The organism is Rhizobium mayense, assembly GCF_030272705.1.
In the GTDB taxonomy this organism is placed as follows: Bacteria; Pseudomonadota; Alphaproteobacteria; order Rhizobiales; family Rhizobiaceae; genus Rhizobium; species Rhizobium mayense.
Window position 1 is genome coordinate 1 of sequence record NZ_JARFYM010000068.1, and the last position, 14,984, is coordinate 14,984.

18 protein-coding genes are annotated in these 14,984 nt (G+C 59.2%); 3 read left to right on the forward strand and 15 right to left on the reverse strand.

Annotation, left to right across the window (positions count from 1 at the left end; genetic code table 11):
* Positions 1 to 112: 112 nt before the first annotated feature.
* The 10 genes from PY649_RS34075 to PY649_RS34120 form a co-directional block, all read right to left on the reverse strand.
* A complete protein-coding gene (locus tag PY649_RS34075; protein WP_285873438.1) occupies positions 113 to 1,156 on the reverse strand; it encodes a Gfo/Idh/MocA family protein in 1,044 nt (347 codons plus the stop codon).
* Positions 1,157 to 1,164: 8 nt separating this feature from the next.
* On the reverse strand, positions 1,165 to 1,950 hold the full coding sequence (locus tag PY649_RS34080) for a ThuA domain-containing protein (RefSeq protein WP_285873439.1): 786 nt from the start codon (positions 1,948 to 1,950) through the stop codon (positions 1,165 to 1,167).
* Between the two features lie 204 nt (positions 1,951 to 2,154).
* Positions 2,155 to 2,496 (reverse strand): DMT family transporter, encoded by a 342-nt coding sequence (locus PY649_RS34085; RefSeq protein ID WP_285873441.1) that lies wholly within the window; start codon positions 2,494 to 2,496, stop codon positions 2,155 to 2,157.
* 19 nt (positions 2,497 to 2,515) lie between these two features.
* Complete coding sequence (locus PY649_RS34090; RefSeq protein ID WP_285873442.1) at positions 2,516 to 3,079, reverse strand: TetR/AcrR family transcriptional regulator; 564 nt, start codon at positions 3,077 to 3,079, stop codon at positions 2,516 to 2,518.
* Between the two features lie 78 nt (positions 3,080 to 3,157).
* Positions 3,158 to 4,258: an ABC transporter ATP-binding protein gene (locus PY649_RS34095; RefSeq protein ID WP_285873443.1), complete on the reverse strand. Its 1,101-nt coding sequence runs from the start codon at positions 4,256 to 4,258 to the stop codon at positions 3,158 to 3,160.
* A 53-nt stretch (positions 4,259 to 4,311) separates the two neighbouring features.
* Positions 4,312 to 5,196, reverse strand: a complete 885-nt coding sequence (locus PY649_RS34100; RefSeq protein WP_285873444.1) for a carbohydrate ABC transporter permease — start codon at positions 5,194 to 5,196, stop codon at positions 4,312 to 4,314.
* A gap of 1 nt (position 5,197) precedes the next feature.
* Positions 5,198 to 6,100 (reverse strand): carbohydrate ABC transporter permease, encoded by a 903-nt coding sequence (locus PY649_RS34105; RefSeq protein ID WP_285873445.1) that lies wholly within the window; start codon positions 6,098 to 6,100, stop codon positions 5,198 to 5,200.
* Between the two features lie 72 nt (positions 6,101 to 6,172).
* Positions 6,173 to 7,441, reverse strand: a complete 1,269-nt coding sequence (locus tag PY649_RS34110) for an ABC transporter substrate-binding protein (RefSeq protein ID WP_285873446.1) — start codon at positions 7,439 to 7,441, stop codon at positions 6,173 to 6,175.
* A 250-nt stretch (positions 7,442 to 7,691) separates the two neighbouring features.
* A complete protein-coding gene (locus PY649_RS34115) occupies positions 7,692 to 8,585 on the reverse strand; it encodes a sugar phosphate isomerase/epimerase family protein (protein ID WP_285873448.1) in 894 nt (297 codons plus the stop codon).
* Positions 8,586 to 8,598: 13 nt separating this feature from the next.
* A complete protein-coding gene (locus tag PY649_RS34120) occupies positions 8,599 to 9,633 on the reverse strand; it encodes a Gfo/Idh/MocA family protein (RefSeq protein ID WP_285873450.1) in 1,035 nt (344 codons plus the stop codon).
* A 135-nt stretch (positions 9,634 to 9,768) separates the two neighbouring features.
* On the opposite strand from PY649_RS34120, the gene PY649_RS34125 reads away from it, so the two are divergent.
* The 3 genes from PY649_RS34125 (at position 9,769) to PY649_RS34135 (ending at position 11,712) form a co-directional block, all read left to right on the forward strand.
* Complete coding sequence (locus tag PY649_RS34125) at positions 9,769 to 10,812, forward strand: substrate-binding domain-containing protein (protein WP_285873451.1); 1,044 nt, start codon at positions 9,769 to 9,771, stop codon at positions 10,810 to 10,812.
* Between the two features lie 124 nt (positions 10,813 to 10,936).
* On the forward strand, positions 10,937 to 11,332 hold the full coding sequence (locus PY649_RS34130; RefSeq protein WP_285873452.1) for a group II truncated hemoglobin: 396 nt from the start codon (positions 10,937 to 10,939) through the stop codon (positions 11,330 to 11,332).
* Positions 11,333 to 11,334: 2 nt separating this feature from the next.
* Positions 11,335 to 11,712: a DUF423 domain-containing protein gene (locus tag PY649_RS34135; RefSeq protein WP_285873453.1), complete on the forward strand. Its 378-nt coding sequence runs from the start codon at positions 11,335 to 11,337 to the stop codon at positions 11,710 to 11,712.
* Positions 11,713 to 11,755: 43 nt separating this feature from the next.
* Here the strand turns inward: PY649_RS34135 and hmuQ are convergent, their stop codons facing one another.
* The 5 genes from hmuQ to PY649_RS34160 form a co-directional block, all read right to left on the reverse strand.
* Complete coding sequence (gene hmuQ / locus PY649_RS34140; RefSeq protein ID WP_285873454.1) at positions 11,756 to 12,070, reverse strand: heme-degrading protein HmuQ; 315 nt, start codon at positions 12,068 to 12,070, stop codon at positions 11,756 to 11,758.
* 17 nt (positions 12,071 to 12,087) lie between these two features.
* On the reverse strand, positions 12,088 to 12,366 hold the full coding sequence (locus PY649_RS34145) for a hypothetical protein (protein WP_285873455.1): 279 nt from the start codon (positions 12,364 to 12,366) through the stop codon (positions 12,088 to 12,090).
* Positions 12,363 to 12,752: a DUF2325 domain-containing protein gene (locus tag PY649_RS34150; protein ID WP_285873456.1), complete on the reverse strand. Its 390-nt coding sequence runs from the start codon at positions 12,750 to 12,752 to the stop codon at positions 12,363 to 12,365. The genes PY649_RS34145 and PY649_RS34150 overlap by 4 nt, the downstream gene beginning before the upstream one ends.
* A 118-nt stretch (positions 12,753 to 12,870) precedes the next feature.
* Positions 12,871 to 14,211 carry an energy transducer TonB gene (locus PY649_RS34155; protein WP_285873457.1) on the reverse strand — a complete coding sequence of 447 codons (1,341 nt, stop codon included), beginning with the start codon at positions 14,209 to 14,211 and terminating at the stop codon, positions 12,871 to 12,873.
* Positions 14,212 to 14,215: 4 nt separating this feature from the next.
* A complete protein-coding gene (locus PY649_RS34160) occupies positions 14,216 to 14,665 on the reverse strand; it encodes a hypothetical protein (protein ID WP_285873458.1) in 450 nt (149 codons plus the stop codon).
* Between the last annotated feature and the right edge of the window lie 319 nt (positions 14,666 to 14,984).

The following is a 14,984-nucleotide window of genomic DNA, read 5'->3' on the forward strand; positions in this document are numbered from 1 at the left end:
TCATTATATTACCAGCAACAATAAAAATATGCTTCGAAATTCTACTACTTTCCAAAAGAAACGGCCGCCCGAAGGCGGCCGCTTTAAACGTCACGCATAGAACAAAGCGTCGTCAAACCTTCAGTTCACGTCGCTCCTTTTCCGTGACCATCGCAAGGTCGAGCACACGCTGCAAATTGGCGGCATGGCGGAAGGTCGGATCCTGATGGCTACCGGTCATGACGGCGTCGGCGAAACGCTGATAATTGGTCGGCACCGGCGGAACCTCGATAACCCTCCATGTCGCTGTTTCCGTATCCTCGCCGAGGCAAGCGCGCAATTCTGAACCGGCGGGGCTATGGGAGATCTCCAGCCCGCCGCGCTCGCCGTAGATACGCAGTTTCAGCTCGTTGAGATGCCCCGTCGCCCAGCGGCTCGCATGCACGACACCAAGCGCGCCGTTTGCGAAATCGACCGACATCGAGAAGCTGTCGTTTGCGTCGAGCGTATATTCGCCGATGCGCTCGTCCGGCGCCTTGTTGAAGGTCTTGAGCCGAGCGAAAACATGGTCGATATCCGTCGCCGCGCCAAAGGCGGCGAAGTCGAGGATATGGATACCGATGTCGCCAAGCACCCCATTCGAGCCGTGACCGGTCGACAACCGCCACAACCACTTGGATTCGCTTCGCCAATCGCCCCAGGCCCTGGAGACGAGCCAGCTCTGCAGGTAGGACGCCTCCACATGCTTCACCGTGCCGATCTCACCCGATATCACCATTTCGCGCGCCCTCTGCAGGGGCGCGACGTTGCGGTAGGTAAGGTTGACCATATTGACGACGCCGGCCCGTTCGGCCGCCTCCGTCATTTCCAGCGCTTTCTCGTAATTCTCCGCAAGCGGCTTCTCGCAGAGAACGTGCTTGCCGGCGGCAAGCAGCGGCAAGGTGGTCGGGTGGTGAGCCCGATCCGGCGTAACGTTGGTCGCCGCGTCGAACTCACCCCAGGTGAGCGCTTCGTCCAGCGACGAGAAGCGTTTCTTGATATCGAACATATCGGAGAAGGCCGTGAGCCTCGTTGCATCCGTATCCACGGCGCCAACGATTTCGACGCCTGGAATACGGGCGAAATGCTCCACATGGTTCTTCGCCATGCCGCCCGTGCCAACGACTATGAGACGCATATTATACCTCAGCGATAACCGGCTTCGCCGGCTTGGTGCAGTTTCGGGCCGCGCTCGACGATCGGCTCCAGCGCTTTTTCGACCGGGACGTTCGGCGCATCATGGATGTTGGCCTGCGTGCCAAGCGGATTGTGTGCCCACTTGACGGCGTTGATCAGCACCTTCTGCACGGTCTCATTGTGATAGGTCGGATAGGTCTCGTGGCCGGGGCGGAAATAGAAGATATTGCCTGCACCGCGGCGCCAGGTCATGCCGGAGCGGAAGACCTCGCCGCCCTGGAACCAGGAAATGAACACCGTTTCCAGCGGTTCGGGAACGGAGAACTGCTCGCCGTACATTTCCTCGTTTTCCAGCTCGAAATGTTCGCCGAGGCCGGCGGCGATCGGGTGGCGCGGATTGATGACCCAAAGGCGCTCGCGTTCACCGGCTTCGCGCCACTTCAATGCGCAGGGCGTGCCCATCAGTCGCTTGAATATCTTCGAGAAATGGCCGGAATGCAGCACGAGGAGGCCCATGCCTTCCCAGACGCGCTTGGCGACACGCTCGACGATTTCGTCCTTCACCGCGCCATGGTCCTTGTGGCCCCACCAGACGAGAACATCGGTGTCCTTCAGCCGCGCCTCGCTCAGGCCATGCTCCGGCTCCTGCAGCGTCGCCGTCGTCGCTTCTATGCCGGCATCGGTGTTGAGCGCCTTGGCGATCGTCGTATGCATGCCCTCGGGATAAATCCCAGCCACGACCTTGTTGGTCTGCTCATGAATATTCTCCCCCCAAACGACGGTGCGAATGGTCATCTCAGTGCTCCTCTAAAACACATGTAATTGAATAGGTTAGCCGAAACCAAAGCGCTTTGAGAAATAGCCGCTCCCAGCTCTCCATCTGGCCTCCTGAGCAAGACATAGCCCGTCACCTGCGATTTGACAAAGGCAAAATCGCCGCATTCGGAAACGTTTTCGGTCATATGATATAAACCGTGATCCAAATTGCGCTGCGGCGTTCTAGTGCGACACGGATTTCGAAAAGAGATTGACCACGAGCACCCCGGCGATGATCAATGCCAGTCCGATGGTCGCCGCCAGATCCAGCTTCTGGCGAAAAAACACCAGACCGACGGCCGAGATCAGTACGATGCCGAGCGCGCTCCAGATGGCATAGGCAATGCCGACCGGGATCACCCGCAAGGTCAGCGACAGGCAATAGAAGGCCGCGACGTAACACAGCACGAGCACGATCGAAGGACCGAGGCGGGTGAACTGCTGCGACATCTGCAGCGCCGTCGTGCCGATCACTTCCAGCACAATCGCCACCAGCAGCATCGCATAGACAGATGCATTCGCCATTCCGATCTTCCCTTGATTTCTAAAGCTGCGTGAGTTCGATGAGCCGGTCGACCAGCTTCTCACGGGCGCTCTCATCCATCTCATGGCTGCCGAGCAGGTCGGCCAGCCACAGCCCATCGGTTGCCAACAGCACGATAGCGGCGTCCACTGAAGAATCCGTGCCGATATATTCCTCGCTGCGCTCGCGAACCCAGTCGCGCCAGCGTTGCCGCAATTGCGGTTCGCTGAGCAGCACCATCGTCACCTGCGCCCAATCCCTCGCTTCCTGCGGCTGGTCGCGGAGTGCCAGGCAGGCGCGAAGATAGCCGCGGGTAAAACGTCCATGCGGCAGCGGATCGGCCCGCATCGCCTCTTCGATTGCCCCATCCAGGTGCTCGAGCAGGCTGTCGAACAATGCCTCCAAAAGGGTATTCTTGTTTGGAAAATGATGCAGCAGCCCGCCCTTGCTGACACCGGACGCCCCCGAAACGGCATCCAGCGTCACCGCCGTCATCCCCTTCTCCGACGCCAGCCGCGCCGCCACCTCCAGCAACTGCTGGCGGACGAGCAAAGGCTGCTTCTTTCTGTGGTGCGCGGTAGACATACCGACATAACATACCAAATAGACGGTTTCGTCAATGATAAGTTTGAGGCAGCCCGCCGCCGTCGGTTGTTTGGGCCGTTAGTGCGCTTCCTCAACTGCAGAATGATGGGCGACATCGTTCTGGTCGAAGATCGTCAGCTTGGGACCATTGACGGCAAACGCGATCGGTGCTCCCGAGGTGATGCTGGTCATGCCGGGGTCGGTCCCGATGATCTTCGAACCATCCTTCAGCCTGACATGGACAAGAGAACGGTCGCCCAATCTCTCCACCGTCTCGACCGTACCAGATATGTCCCCCTTCTCCGCCGTTGTCGCCACCAGATATTCGGGCCGGATGCCGAGCGTCAATTCGGAGCGCGCCATGCCGTTCAGTGGAACCGTCGTCTTGATAACAGACCCATCGGGCAAGGTCGCCGTCGCAAAGCCTTCGGCTTCACTGACATCGGCCACATTGACGAAGTTCATGCCTGGGGAGCCGACGAACTGAGCAACATAGCGCGTCGCCGGACGCGTATAGATCTCCACCGGTGTCGCCACCTGTTCGATCTTCTTGTTGTTCAGCAACACGATCCGGTCGGCAAGCGTCATCGCCTCCACCTGGTCGTGGGTGACGAAGACCATCGTCGCGCCCAGCCGCTCGTGCAGCTGAGCGAGCTCGACGCGAGTGCGGGTGCGCAGGCCGGCATCGAGGTTGGACAGCGGCTCGTCGAACAGGAAAACCTCGGGCTCTCGCACGATCGCGCGGCCGATGGCGACACGCTGGCGCTGACCGCCCGAAAGCTCGGACGGCTTGCGGTCGAGCAGATGGGGCATCTCCAATATCTTGGCGGCGGCATCGATGCGCTTCGCGATCTCCGCCTTTGGCGTCTTGATGTTCCTGAGGCCGAACGACATGTTATCCCGAACCGTCATATGCGGATAAAGCGCATAGGACTGGAACACCATCGACACGCCGCGCTCGCCGGGCGGAAGCTGATCGACGCGCTTGCCTCCGATCCAGATTTCGCCACTGGTGATCGATTCAAGCCCGGCAATCATCCGCAGCAGGGTTGATTTTCCGCAGCCGGATCCGCCGAGAAACACGACAAACTCTCCACGCTCGATCGTGAGATCTATGTCGTTGAGAACCTGTACAGCACCGAAATGCTTGGTGAGGGATTTGATATTGATTCCTGCCACTTTTTCCTCCTCCAGGAGAATTGAACTTCGTCGGACCTACCTTTTCCCTCGGTCTATTTGACAGCACCAACCGCCACACCTCGCGTGAGCGTGCGTTGGAAAATCAGGAAGAAGATCACCGTCGGCGTGACGCCGAGCAAGGAAGCCGCGGCAATCGCGGTCGGATCCTGCGTATTGGCGCCCGACAGCACGCCCATGGCGACGGAGACCGTCTGATTGTTGTTGGAGACCAGGAAAACCAGGGGAATCAGGAATTCGTTCCAGGTCCAGATGAAGAAGAAGGTTGCTAGCACGGCGAGTGTCGGCCGCAGCACCGGCACGATCACCTTCCAAAGGATCTGCCACCGGCTCGCATTGTCGATCTGCGCGGCCTCGATGATCTCACGTGGGAACGTCGTCAAGACCGATGACAGAAGATAAGTCCCGAATGCGGTATGCAAGACGCCGAAGATCAGGATCACGGAGAGCATCGAGTCGAACAGGCCGATCTGTTTGGCCATGTAGTAAAGGGGATAGACCAGCGCTTCCTGCGGCGCCATGATGGAAATCAGCAAGAGCACCAGCAACCCTTTTCCGCCCCGCACGCGCCCGATGCCGATGGCATAGGCATTGAGCAGGCTGAGGACGACGGCCAGTATGGCCGTACAGCCGCTGATGAGAATACTGTTGAAGAGCTTGCGGGTGAAATCGACTGTCGTCCAGAAGTTCTGAAGCGCCGTCAGGTCGAAACTACGCGGCAGAGCAAGCGGACCATTGGCCGCATAGTCCGCCGGCGTCTTGATGGCATTCAACGCCGCTAGTAGGAACGGAAAGAGCGTAGCGGCAAGAAGGACGAGCAGGATAGCCAGCACAATCCAGCGGGCAAAGCCCTTCTTCTGGCCATGATGCACGTGCATTTCCGATGCGGCCTCAGTCGAAATCGAAACCGTGGTCGTCATGTCAACGCCCTCCCTCTTGTTTCGACTGCATGCGCAGGAAGACGACGCCGAGCACGATCGTCATCGCGGTCTGCAGGGTCGCGATCGCCGCTGCATAGCCGACGCGGTTTGTCGTGAAGAAATGATAGTAGGACAGATAGGAAGGCACCGTTGTCGCATTGTCGGGGCCGCCCGATGTCAGAACGTAGATCGGCGCAAAGACCTTGAGGGCCGCGATCAGCGTCGTAAGGGCGACAACAAAAATCTCAGGCATGAGCATGGGGATAGTGATGTAGCGGAAACGCCCGAACCAGCTCGCATTGTCGAGTTCGGCGGCTTCATAGAGCGAAGGGTCCACGCGCGCCAATCCGGACATGAACACGACGAGGCAATAGCCGACCTGAACCCAGACGATGACCGCCGAAACCGCCCAGAGCGCGAAGCTTGCGTCCCCCAGCCAGTTCTTCGCCAGAAAATCCAGGCCAATCCCTTTCAGCACCGCATTGATGATCCCGACCGGGTTAAGGATCCAGGCCCAAAGAACGCCCGCGGCCGTCAGCGGCAAAATCTGAGGCAGATAGAAGCCGGCGCGAAAGAAACTCGACCAGGTTTCGCTGAACTGCGCGCTGATATAGTCGAACAGAACCGCCGCCAGAACCAGTCCAAGGAGAATAGGCACGATCGTCATCGAAATGATGAACAGTATCGTGTGCTGGATCGAACTCCAGAACACTGTATCGGCAAGCAGCCTCTGGTAGTTCTCAAATCCGACATAGCGCGGTGCAATGTTTCCACCTTTCCAGGTGGTAAAGCTGATCGCGAAATTGGCGATCAGCGGAACGAGCACCACCAGGATAAACCCCAGCATGCCTGGGATCATATAAAGGTAGTACCCCGCCCTCCCGGCGTTCTGAGATTTCTCCATCGAATTCCTCCAGTCCGATACGGCGAGGCGGCATTGAAGCCGTCCCGCCGCCATGAATTATTGCCGATGGTTTTATTGAGCCGCCTGCACGTCGTCGTAGGCCTTCTTCAGGCGCGCGACGAACTGGTCAGGCGTCGTCGAGCCATTCACCAGGCCGGTGGTCGCCTGGATGAGAAGCTCGTAGTAGCCCGGTACCGGCCAATCCGGATAGAAGCCGAGGCCACCCTTGTCGGAGATCTGGTTGAAGAGCTCCACATTGCGCTTGCCGACCTCATCGGTGATGGCTGCCGGATCGGCAGCAATGGCGACGCCGCCGAGATTTGCCTGCGCGTTCTGGTTTTCCTTGCTCAACACCAGGCCAATGAACTCATAGGAAAGATCCTTGTTCTTGGCGCTCTTCGGCACCATGAACATGCTGCCCGTGGAGCCGGTGCTGTACTTCGACGTCGGGAAGACGAACTGGCTCCACTTGAAGTTCTTGATATTGGTAGCGAAATTGCCGTTGTTCCAGGTGCCGCTGACAAACATCGGCGATTTGCCGGAAGAGAACAGGTTATCGGCACCACCCGTGCCCTTAAGGCCGGTCGAATCCTTGGAGATGTAACCCTTGTTGACCCAGTCGACGATCTTCTGGGCAGCAAACAGGAAGGGCTTGGTGTCCAGCGGCGCCTTGAGGCCCTGGTAATTCTTGACCCAGGTGTCGTCGGCCTGCGTCAGCGCCAGCGTATAAAGCAGATGCTGCGCGTTGGAATCGACCGTGCCGTAGGCAAGCGGCGTAATGCCCTTCTGCTTGAAGGCAGCGAGAGCAGCCTCGAACTCGTCCATGGTGGTCGGCACCTTGACGTTGTTCGCTTGGAACATGTCGACATTATAGAAAACCGAGACAAATTCGGCATAAGCGGGGATGCCGATCATCGGACCGGAACCATAAATGCCGTTCTGGTCGTATTTGGTGAGCGGGGTTTTGGTATCGCTGAGAATCTTGTCCCAGCCGCGCGACTTGAATTCATCGTCAAGCGGCGTCAGCAAGCCCTGCGAAGCGACGAGACCCGCCGTTGCATTGCCCTTGTTATATTCGAGCACGTCCGGCGCCTGGTCCGAATTGAGGATGAGGCTGCCAGCCTTCTGCAACTGCTCGAAGGTCTTCTGTTCGAAATTGATAGTGATGTCGGGATGCTTGGCTTTCAATTCGCCGAGCGCCTGTGTCCAAGCCTTGGCCTGAGGCGTATCCGGCAGCTCGTACCACCAGACGTTAAATGTCTTGTTCTGGGCTTGCGCTACACCGGCAGCCAACAGAAGCGACATGCCGGCGGTGATCGCCAGCTTCGAAAACATATTCATACATTCTCCTCCACTTTGCGAACCGTGACAGTATCGATCCGACGGCATGGCTCGCGATGCCTGTCGGCGTTTCCTATTGGCCTTGCGTTCGCCCGCTCACTCCATGAGTCCAACGGGCGATCGCTGGACCTCTTAACGCTCCTCCGTTTCGACGTCCGGGCCGACTGGAGTGTTACAAGGCGCCGCTCCAGCTTCCCGGATTAACGCACAACTCTTTCCTTAAATCGATCCCGATTTAAACGGTTGCGTGTTATTCGACGAAATCGCCGCCGCGGCTCTTCTTGAGATAGTTCAGGCCGTGGATCTGGCCAGTCATTTCCAGTTCATTGCGATAGACCGGATCGTGCCAGCCTTCGATGTCGATCGAACCCGACCAGCCGGCAAGGCGCAGTTCGGAGATGATGTCGGTCCAGTTGCTGTCGCCGAAGCCCGGCGTGCGCATGAACACGAACTTCTCCTTGCCGAAAATGCCGTGTTCCTTGATGACATCCCAGCGGATCGTCGCGTCCTTGCCGTGGACATGGAAGATTTTCTTTGCCCATTTGCGGATCTGCGGCAGCGGCTCGATGAGATAGACCATCTGGTGGCACGGCTCCCATTCGAGGCCGATATTATCATCGGGCGTCTCGTTGAAGATCAGCTCCCAGGCATCCGGATTATGCGCGATATTCCAATCGCCGGTTGCCCAGTTGCCGTCCATCGCACAGTTCTCGAAGGCGATCTTGATGCCCTTGTCGGCGGCGCGCTTGGCAAGCTCGCTCCAGACCTGCTTGTAGCGCGGCAGGCTGTCGGTGAGCGGCTTGTTGCGGATGCGGCCGGTAAAGCCGGCGACGCAGGTTGCGCCAAAATGGTGGGCGTTGTCGATGCAATCCTTCCAACCCTGCAGCGTCTGCTGGTCGAGGTCGGTGCCTTCGAGCGGATTGCCGAACATGCCGATCGTGGAAATGGTAATGTCACGGTCGCCGATGGCCTCGCGGCAGCGCTTGCCGAGCTCGGCAAGGTTCTGGCCGTTGGTCGTCTGCCAGAAAAAGGGTTCGAAGCTTTCGAAGCCGAGATCGGCGATCTTGGCGATGCCCTTGGCGGCATCTTCGTTGGTCGCCTTGATCATCGTGCCAATGCGGATGGCCTTTGCCGGATTTGTCATGATCTCACTGTCCTTATGCTGAAATTTCGATACGTCGGCCCGACTTGGCGCTTTCGATCGCCCCGAGGACCATGGCGAGGCTGCGGATATTGTCGCGGCTTTCGGTTTCCGGCCGCTTGCCTGTCTTCACCGCCTCGATGAACGAGGCGATGACGCTGGCGTGCCCATGCGTCTCTTCATCGTGTTCGGGACTGGGAACTTCGATCGGCGTAAAGCCGTGCAGCAGGCCGGGCTCATCGCCGGCGACGGAGGCTTCAAAATGCTCCTCGCCGTCCCACGTCAGCATGCCCTTGCTGCCGGTGAGCCGCCACTGGCTCTCCCAGCTCGTGCGCTTGCCTTCGGCACACCAGGAGCCGCGATAGCTGAAGACGACATCGTCGGAAAATTCGAACAGAGCATGCGCGGATGCGCCGTGCTTGTACCAGGAACCGACAGGATTTTTCTCGACGCAATAGACCGAAAGCGGCGTCTTGCCGGCAACGAAGCGGGCGGCGTCGAAGGTGTGAATCGCCATGTCGAGCAACAGCACATTGTCCATTTCTTCACGAAACCCGCCGAAATGCGGGCCGAGGAAGAAATCGCAATGAATGCCGGTGAGTTCGCCAATCGCGCCCTCCTCCACGAAACGGCGCATGCGGCGCACGCCCGAGATGAAGCGGCGGTTCTGGATGATGGCATGCACCCTACCCGTCTCGGCGGCAAGATCGATTAGGGCGGCGCCTTCGGCCAGAGAGGTCGCCATCGGCTTTTCGCTAAGCACATGGCAACCAGCCTTCAGCGCAGTCGACACCACGCCGAAGCGAGCCGCGGGAATGACGACGTCGAACACGAGGTCGGCCTTCGTCGTGGCGATGACCTCGCCCAAGTCCGCGCCGATGACGGCGTCTTGGAGACCGAACTCTTTTGCAAGGTTTTCCGCGGTCGCCCGGTTCAGATCGACCAGGCCGACAATCGTAATGGCTTCGGCAAGTGATGGCGTCGAGACAATAGCCCGAAGCCAGCCTTTGGACATAGCTCCGCACCCGCACAGAATGGCGTTAAATTTCACGATTTCCTCCTGCGAACGGCGTCAAACTCCACATGACACGCGTCCCGTAAACGTTTACGATCCTATGCGAAAAGATTTTACTGTGTCAATAGAGGAGATATTGGGAAATTGTTGAGCGGAGGAAAATCGCAGTCGATGAAGGGGATTCGCCAGCTTGCCGAACACCTCGATATCTCGATCGGCACGGTGTCGCGGGCGCTGAATGGCAAGCCCGATGTCAACGAGGAAACCCGCAAGCGCGTGCTCGCCGCGGCCGAAGAACTCGGCTATGTCGCGAACCAATCCGGGCGCAGCCTCCGGCAAGGCACGACCAACGTCATCGGCCTGATGATCGAATCCAGCAAGGAAACGATAGAAGACAGCGACAACTTCTTCCTCGGCCTGACGAGTGGCCTGCAAAGCGTGCTCGCTCGCCACAAGCTCGATTTGATCATGCTCCCCTGCCCGACCGACGAGGACCCATACGAATATCTGAAACGCATGGTCGCGAGACGCGTCGTCGACGCCATGATCATCTCGGCGACACAGCGCGTCGACAAGCGTATCGATCTGCTCTCCAAGGCGAAGATCCCTTTCGTATCGCTCGGTCGCAGCCTGTCGAGCGGCAATTCCTCATGGATCGACCTCGATTTCGATGGTGTCGCCAATAGCGCCGTCGACCGTCTGGTGGCACATGGGCATCGCCGCATCGCCATCGCCGCGCCCTCGAACGAGATCAACCTCGGCTACATCTTTCTCGATGGCTACCGCCGCGCACTGGAGCGGCATGGGATAGCCTATGACCCGTCGCTGGTCATCCGTGTCAAAACCAGCGAACAAGGCGGTTATCAGGCAGGCCACGAGCTGCTGCAAATTGACAACCGGCCGACGGCGGTGATCCTGATCTATGAACTGATGGCGATCGGCCTTTACCGCCGGCTGACCGAGGCCGGCGTCATTCCCGGCCACGACCTCGCCGTCATCGGGTTCCGCGAAGAGCCGCGCGCCAAATTCCTGCAGCCGGCGCTGACCTGCTTCCGCATGTCGCTGCACGATCTCGGCGTCGAGCTCGCCGAAACCCTGCTTGCCACCATGCCCGCCTACAGCCACTTCTATCCCGACAGCGAGCGCAACATGATCTGGCCGCTGAAGCTTATTCCCGGCGAGAGCGACAGTTTTCATCTGATGGCAGCGGAATAGCGCGACCATAAGAGTGGAAGACTTGCCGTGCCGCTCCAGCGCCGAAACGCCGCATGGCCGATATCGGCAGTTGCGGCCAGCCTTGCGAGTTGCCATTTAGACCGCAGCGAACGGGGACCGGCATTTGAGCGAAGAGACCATCACACTTTACCAAGCGATCGGCGGCGATCAGACCGTGCGGGCGCTGACGGCACGTTTCTACGAACTGATGGATACCCTGCCGGAAGCAGCAAACTGCCGCGCCGTACATCCGCCAAGCCTCGAAGGTTCCCGGGAAAAGCTCTACGAATATTTGACCGGCTACCTCGGCGGACCGCAGCTCTATATCGAAAAGCGCGGCCATCCGCGCCTGCGCAGCCGCCATTTCGTCGCCGCTATCGGCCCCAGGGAACGCGACGAATGGTTGCTCTGTTTCCGCCGCGCCATGGACGAAACCATCGAGAACGAGAAGCTTCGGGCCATCATCTGGGAGCCAATCGAGCGCCTCGCCTTTCACATGCAGAACCGGGAACAGGAATAGACATGAGCTTCAGCGCCGCAATCCGTCCGCTCACCCTGTTCATCGCCGGCCTCCTTGGTGGCGCCGGTGTCGCGCTCGCGGCAGCGGCGTCCCATGGCGGCGACGCGCATTTTCTCGGTTCCGCCTCGACCATGTGCCTGGCACATGCCCCTGCCCTGCTCGCCCTCTACGTCGGGTATGACCGCATTCGCACCGCGCCGGTGGCGGCAATGCTGCTCGGGCTGGGAACACTGATCTTTGCCGGCGATCTTGTTATCCGCCATTTCGGCGGCAACTCGCTTTTCCCGCTGGCCGCTCCCACAGGAGGGCTCGGCATGATAGCGGGATGGGCCGTGGTGGCTCTGGGAGCGCTCTTTAAAGGGCCCGTGGCTGAAACTTGAAGAACCGCCGCTTATCTCAGCCGGCTGAGATCAGACGATGCCGTCAAACCCCGGCAACCACATTAAATCCCTCGAACCGCGGCGGTCCCCAGTAAAGCGCTTTGTTATCTCCGGCATTGCGGTGTGCCACGCGGAAATTTTCGGATCTGGTCCAGTTGAGGAAATCCTCTTCGCTGCGCCAGACCGTGTGCGAGGAAAACAGCGTGTAGCCCTCCTCCACGTTTGTGCCGCCACGCAGCAGACGGAATTCCATGAAACCCGGGACCTCGTCCAGCCGTGAATCGCGGTCCTTCCAGACGGCTTCAAAAGCGCTCTCCGAACCGATGATGACCTTGAAGCGGTTCATCGCGATGTACATGGCTGGCTCTCCTGGTGTCAGACCTTCTTGCGTCGCTGGGCAGTCTTGCCCGGTCGCGGGGCAAAGGCAATGACATTCGTGCCGTCTTGCGCAGAAACACCCAACGGCGGATCGGGCTCTTCACTGAGAGGGCGCGCCTTCCAAATCGGAAAGCCCGTCACGTTGGACGCCTCTCTTTGCTCCTCGGCGCGGCGCATCAATAACTCATAGAGCTCCGGCACCAAGCCGTCGCCTTTTTGCGAGGCCAGCTTGTGCAGGCCGATCATCATGAACCCGTCGGGGCCTTTGTCAGTCATCGGGAATTGTCTCGTTCGTTCATTGTCTGCAGCGCCCGCTCGAGGCTCGACTTGCTGCCGTTTCGCAAGGGTATGAAGGCCTTGCCGAATTTCTTGCAGCCGGTCTTCACTCGCAGGCAAGCGTCGTGGCTGATACAGTCGATCGGGCAGAAGACGCAGTCGACGGATGGCAGCACGGTGTCGATGCGCGACACTGCCTCGCGCAAGCCGCCGTCGTGATGGATCAGTTCAGCGCCAAAACTGCTGGCGATCTGGCGCAGATGCGCCACCTGGCAATCGCGACCGCCGACATAAAGGAAGCTGCGTCCGTCGAGCCCGGATTTTCCGGATGCCGACGCCGGCGTTTGCGCCTCGCGGCTAAAATCTTTTTTCCCCTTACGCGCCATACATCACCCGTTTGCTGGTTGCTCTTGTGCCCTCGATTCCAGCGAGCGCGGGGAGACCATATTAAAGTTGATTTTTGCAGTAAAGTATAAAGTTGATTATTTCCATCATATTTATCCGCTATCGCCCGGTCACCTGAACCTCTTGGGTGAAGGACCAGCTGGGTTTGCCCCATTCCGGAGGTAGCGGCGGAAACGGCGCGGCGCGGCGAACACCATCGGTGACAGCTTCATCCAGCTCAGGAATGCCGGAACTCCGCGCTATCGAGAGGGAACTGAGTTCACCGCCCGCACCAATCGTCAGACGCACCCGAACCGTTATGCCCTTTTCGTATTTTGAGGACAGACGGACGGCGCGGCGAATGCGGGACTGCACTTTGCCCGGATAATTGGCGACGGCCGCACTGCCCGAGCCGGTGCGCCGACCGTCGGTGAGCGAATTTGTATTCGATTGCGCGGTTTCAGTGCCCTCAGCGGAGCCCTTCTTCGAATTCTGCTCGCTTTCGCCGCCGGAGCCAGCCTTTACCTTCACGGCCTTGGGCGGCTGTTTCTTGACGACATCCTTCGGCTTTTCAACCGGCTTCGATTGTTGAACCGGTTTTTCGACCGGGGTCACCACTTCGGTAGGCGGTACAGCAGCTTGCGCTGTTTCCGCCGGCTGCACTTCAACGGGTTCCGTCTCTACGGGCCGGACTTCGTCAGGCTCAGCGTTTGTTGGCTGCGCCGACTCTGTCATCGGCTGAACCACGGTCGTCTCGGCCGGCGCCTGCGTCGCTAGCACTTCCGGTTCCGGGCTGACAATCGTTTCCGGCGACACCTGTTGCTGCGGCTGCGACGGTTGCGCTGACTCCACCGTTTCGGGCGTCGGTTGAACTGCTTCCGCTGTCTCGACTGACCGAGCAGCCATCGGTTGCGGCTGAACGACTTCCGCTTCCACAGGTTTAGCATCTGCTGGCTGCACTGTATCCGGCTGCACGGCATCTGCAGTTATCTGCTCGGGCTGCGGCTCCGCGCTTTCTTCGCCCGCTGACATCTGGTCCATATCGGAGCTGCCAAGCATAATGACGCTGACGGTGTCGCCTGCCTCCTCCTCAGCATCTTCGGGCGCCACGGCCATCGTCACCAACAAAACCCCAACAACAGCGGCATGAAAGAGGAAGGAGCCGAGGCAAGCGAAGGTGACGCCTCTCTTGCCTGTCGACGGGGCGCGGTTCGGCCTCTCCGCCAGCAAATCCATGACGGGCGGCTCGGGCGCATCCGGCGCAGGCTCGGCCGGATGATCAGGAAAAGAACCTATCTGCGCAAAACGACTATAATGCGCAACCGCTTCGGCGGCCGGTGGGCGCGGCAGGCCGTCAAGGCCGGCCAGTTCGTGGCCCGGAAGGGCACTCGGATAATTGTCATTCATGCCACCGCCAGCGCGTCGACGCTCGATGGAAACCTTGACCGAGCGGGAGGCCATGATCTCAGCCTTCGAAAGGAACGGAAAGCTGTGAACGTGTCGTGAGAGCCGCCTTGCACTCCCCCGCCGCCGGGCCGTCGCACACCGGCGTATCATTGATAATGATCCGGCTCACGCTCTCGCACTTCACGCCGGGCATATCGAATTGCCGCACCCGCTTCTTGCCGACCGGCAGGTCACGAAAATCGAGGACGGTGACACGGTTGACCGCATTCTTGTCGTTGAAGAAGGCGAGCTCGAAGGAGATCTTGCCGATGGGCGTTGTGAGATCATTTTCCGCGACGAAGGTCATCATGCAGCCTTTCTGGGACGGCGCCAGCGCGTTGAGCTCGACACTAAGCTTCCGGGCATTCGCCGCTGGAGCTGTGGTCGGATCCTGGGCGAAGGCCCGGACGCAGGATGCAATGGCGAAAAGCCCACCGGCGGCCACCGTCAAAATCGTTTTCGTCGGCATCGGCAATCTCTCCTGAATATCTCATGGCGAGCGCAGATCGAGCACCAGATACCAGCTTGCGCACCGCCCAAAATTTAAACTTGACTATTACAGTCTTCTATTGCCTCTTTAGGAAACCTTGAGTATGTGAGTCAAGATAAATCTGGCCGGGCATTGCCTGGCTCCCTATGAATTTTCAGGCAAAACCAAGCAGGATGATTGCTGAGAAAACCCCATTGCAGCCGGTGCCGCTGATGGCCGCACCGCAAATTAGAATTGTCGAGAGCACGGATATTTTCCGTGGCCAAACCGAAATCATGATCAGGCACGACGGCGTCAT

Excerpts from the sequence above, each read along its gene's own strand:
- PY649_RS34075 (WP_285873438.1), bottom strand. The coding sequence starts at position 1,156 with ATGCGTCTCATAGTCGTTGGCACGGGCGGCATGGCGAAGAACCATGTG.
- PY649_RS34080 (WP_285873439.1), bottom strand. The coding sequence starts at position 1,950 with ATGACCATTCGCACCGTCGTTTGGGGGGAGAATATTCATGAGCAGACC.
- PY649_RS34085 (WP_285873441.1), bottom strand. The coding sequence starts at position 2,496 with ATGGCGAATGCATCTGTCTATGCGATGCTGCTGGTGGCGATTGTGCTG.
- PY649_RS34090 (WP_285873442.1), bottom strand. The coding sequence starts at position 3,079 with ATGTCTACCGCGCACCACAGAAAGAAGCAGCCTTTGCTCGTCCGCCAG.
- PY649_RS34100 (WP_285873444.1), bottom strand. The coding sequence starts at position 5,196 with ATGACGACCACGGTTTCGATTTCGACTGAGGCCGCATCGGAAATGCAC.
- PY649_RS34105 (WP_285873445.1), bottom strand. The coding sequence starts at position 6,100 with ATGGAGAAATCTCAGAACGCCGGGAGGGCGGGGTACTACCTTTATATG.
- PY649_RS34110 (WP_285873446.1), bottom strand. The coding sequence starts at position 7,441 with ATGAATATGTTTTCGAAGCTGGCGATCACCGCCGGCATGTCGCTTCTG.
- PY649_RS34115 (WP_285873448.1), bottom strand. The coding sequence starts at position 8,585 with ATGACAAATCCGGCAAAGGCCATCCGCATTGGCACGATGATCAAGGCG.
- PY649_RS34125 (WP_285873451.1), top strand. The coding sequence starts at position 9,769 with ATGAAGGGGATTCGCCAGCTTGCCGAACACCTCGATATCTCGATCGGC.
- PY649_RS34135 (WP_285873453.1), top strand. The coding sequence starts at position 11,335 with ATGAGCTTCAGCGCCGCAATCCGTCCGCTCACCCTGTTCATCGCCGGC.
- hmuQ (WP_285873454.1), bottom strand. The coding sequence starts at position 12,070 with ATGTACATCGCGATGAACCGCTTCAAGGTCATCATCGGTTCGGAGAGC.
- PY649_RS34145 (WP_285873455.1), bottom strand. The coding sequence starts at position 12,366 with ATGACTGACAAAGGCCCCGACGGGTTCATGATGATCGGCCTGCACAAG.
- PY649_RS34150 (WP_285873456.1), bottom strand. The coding sequence starts at position 12,752 with ATGGCGCGTAAGGGGAAAAAAGATTTTAGCCGCGAGGCGCAAACGCCG.
- PY649_RS34155 (WP_285873457.1), bottom strand. The coding sequence starts at position 14,211 with ATGGCCTCCCGCTCGGTCAAGGTTTCCATCGAGCGTCGACGCGCTGGC.
- PY649_RS34160 (WP_285873458.1), bottom strand. The coding sequence starts at position 14,665 with ATGCCGACGAAAACGATTTTGACGGTGGCCGCCGGTGGGCTTTTCGCC.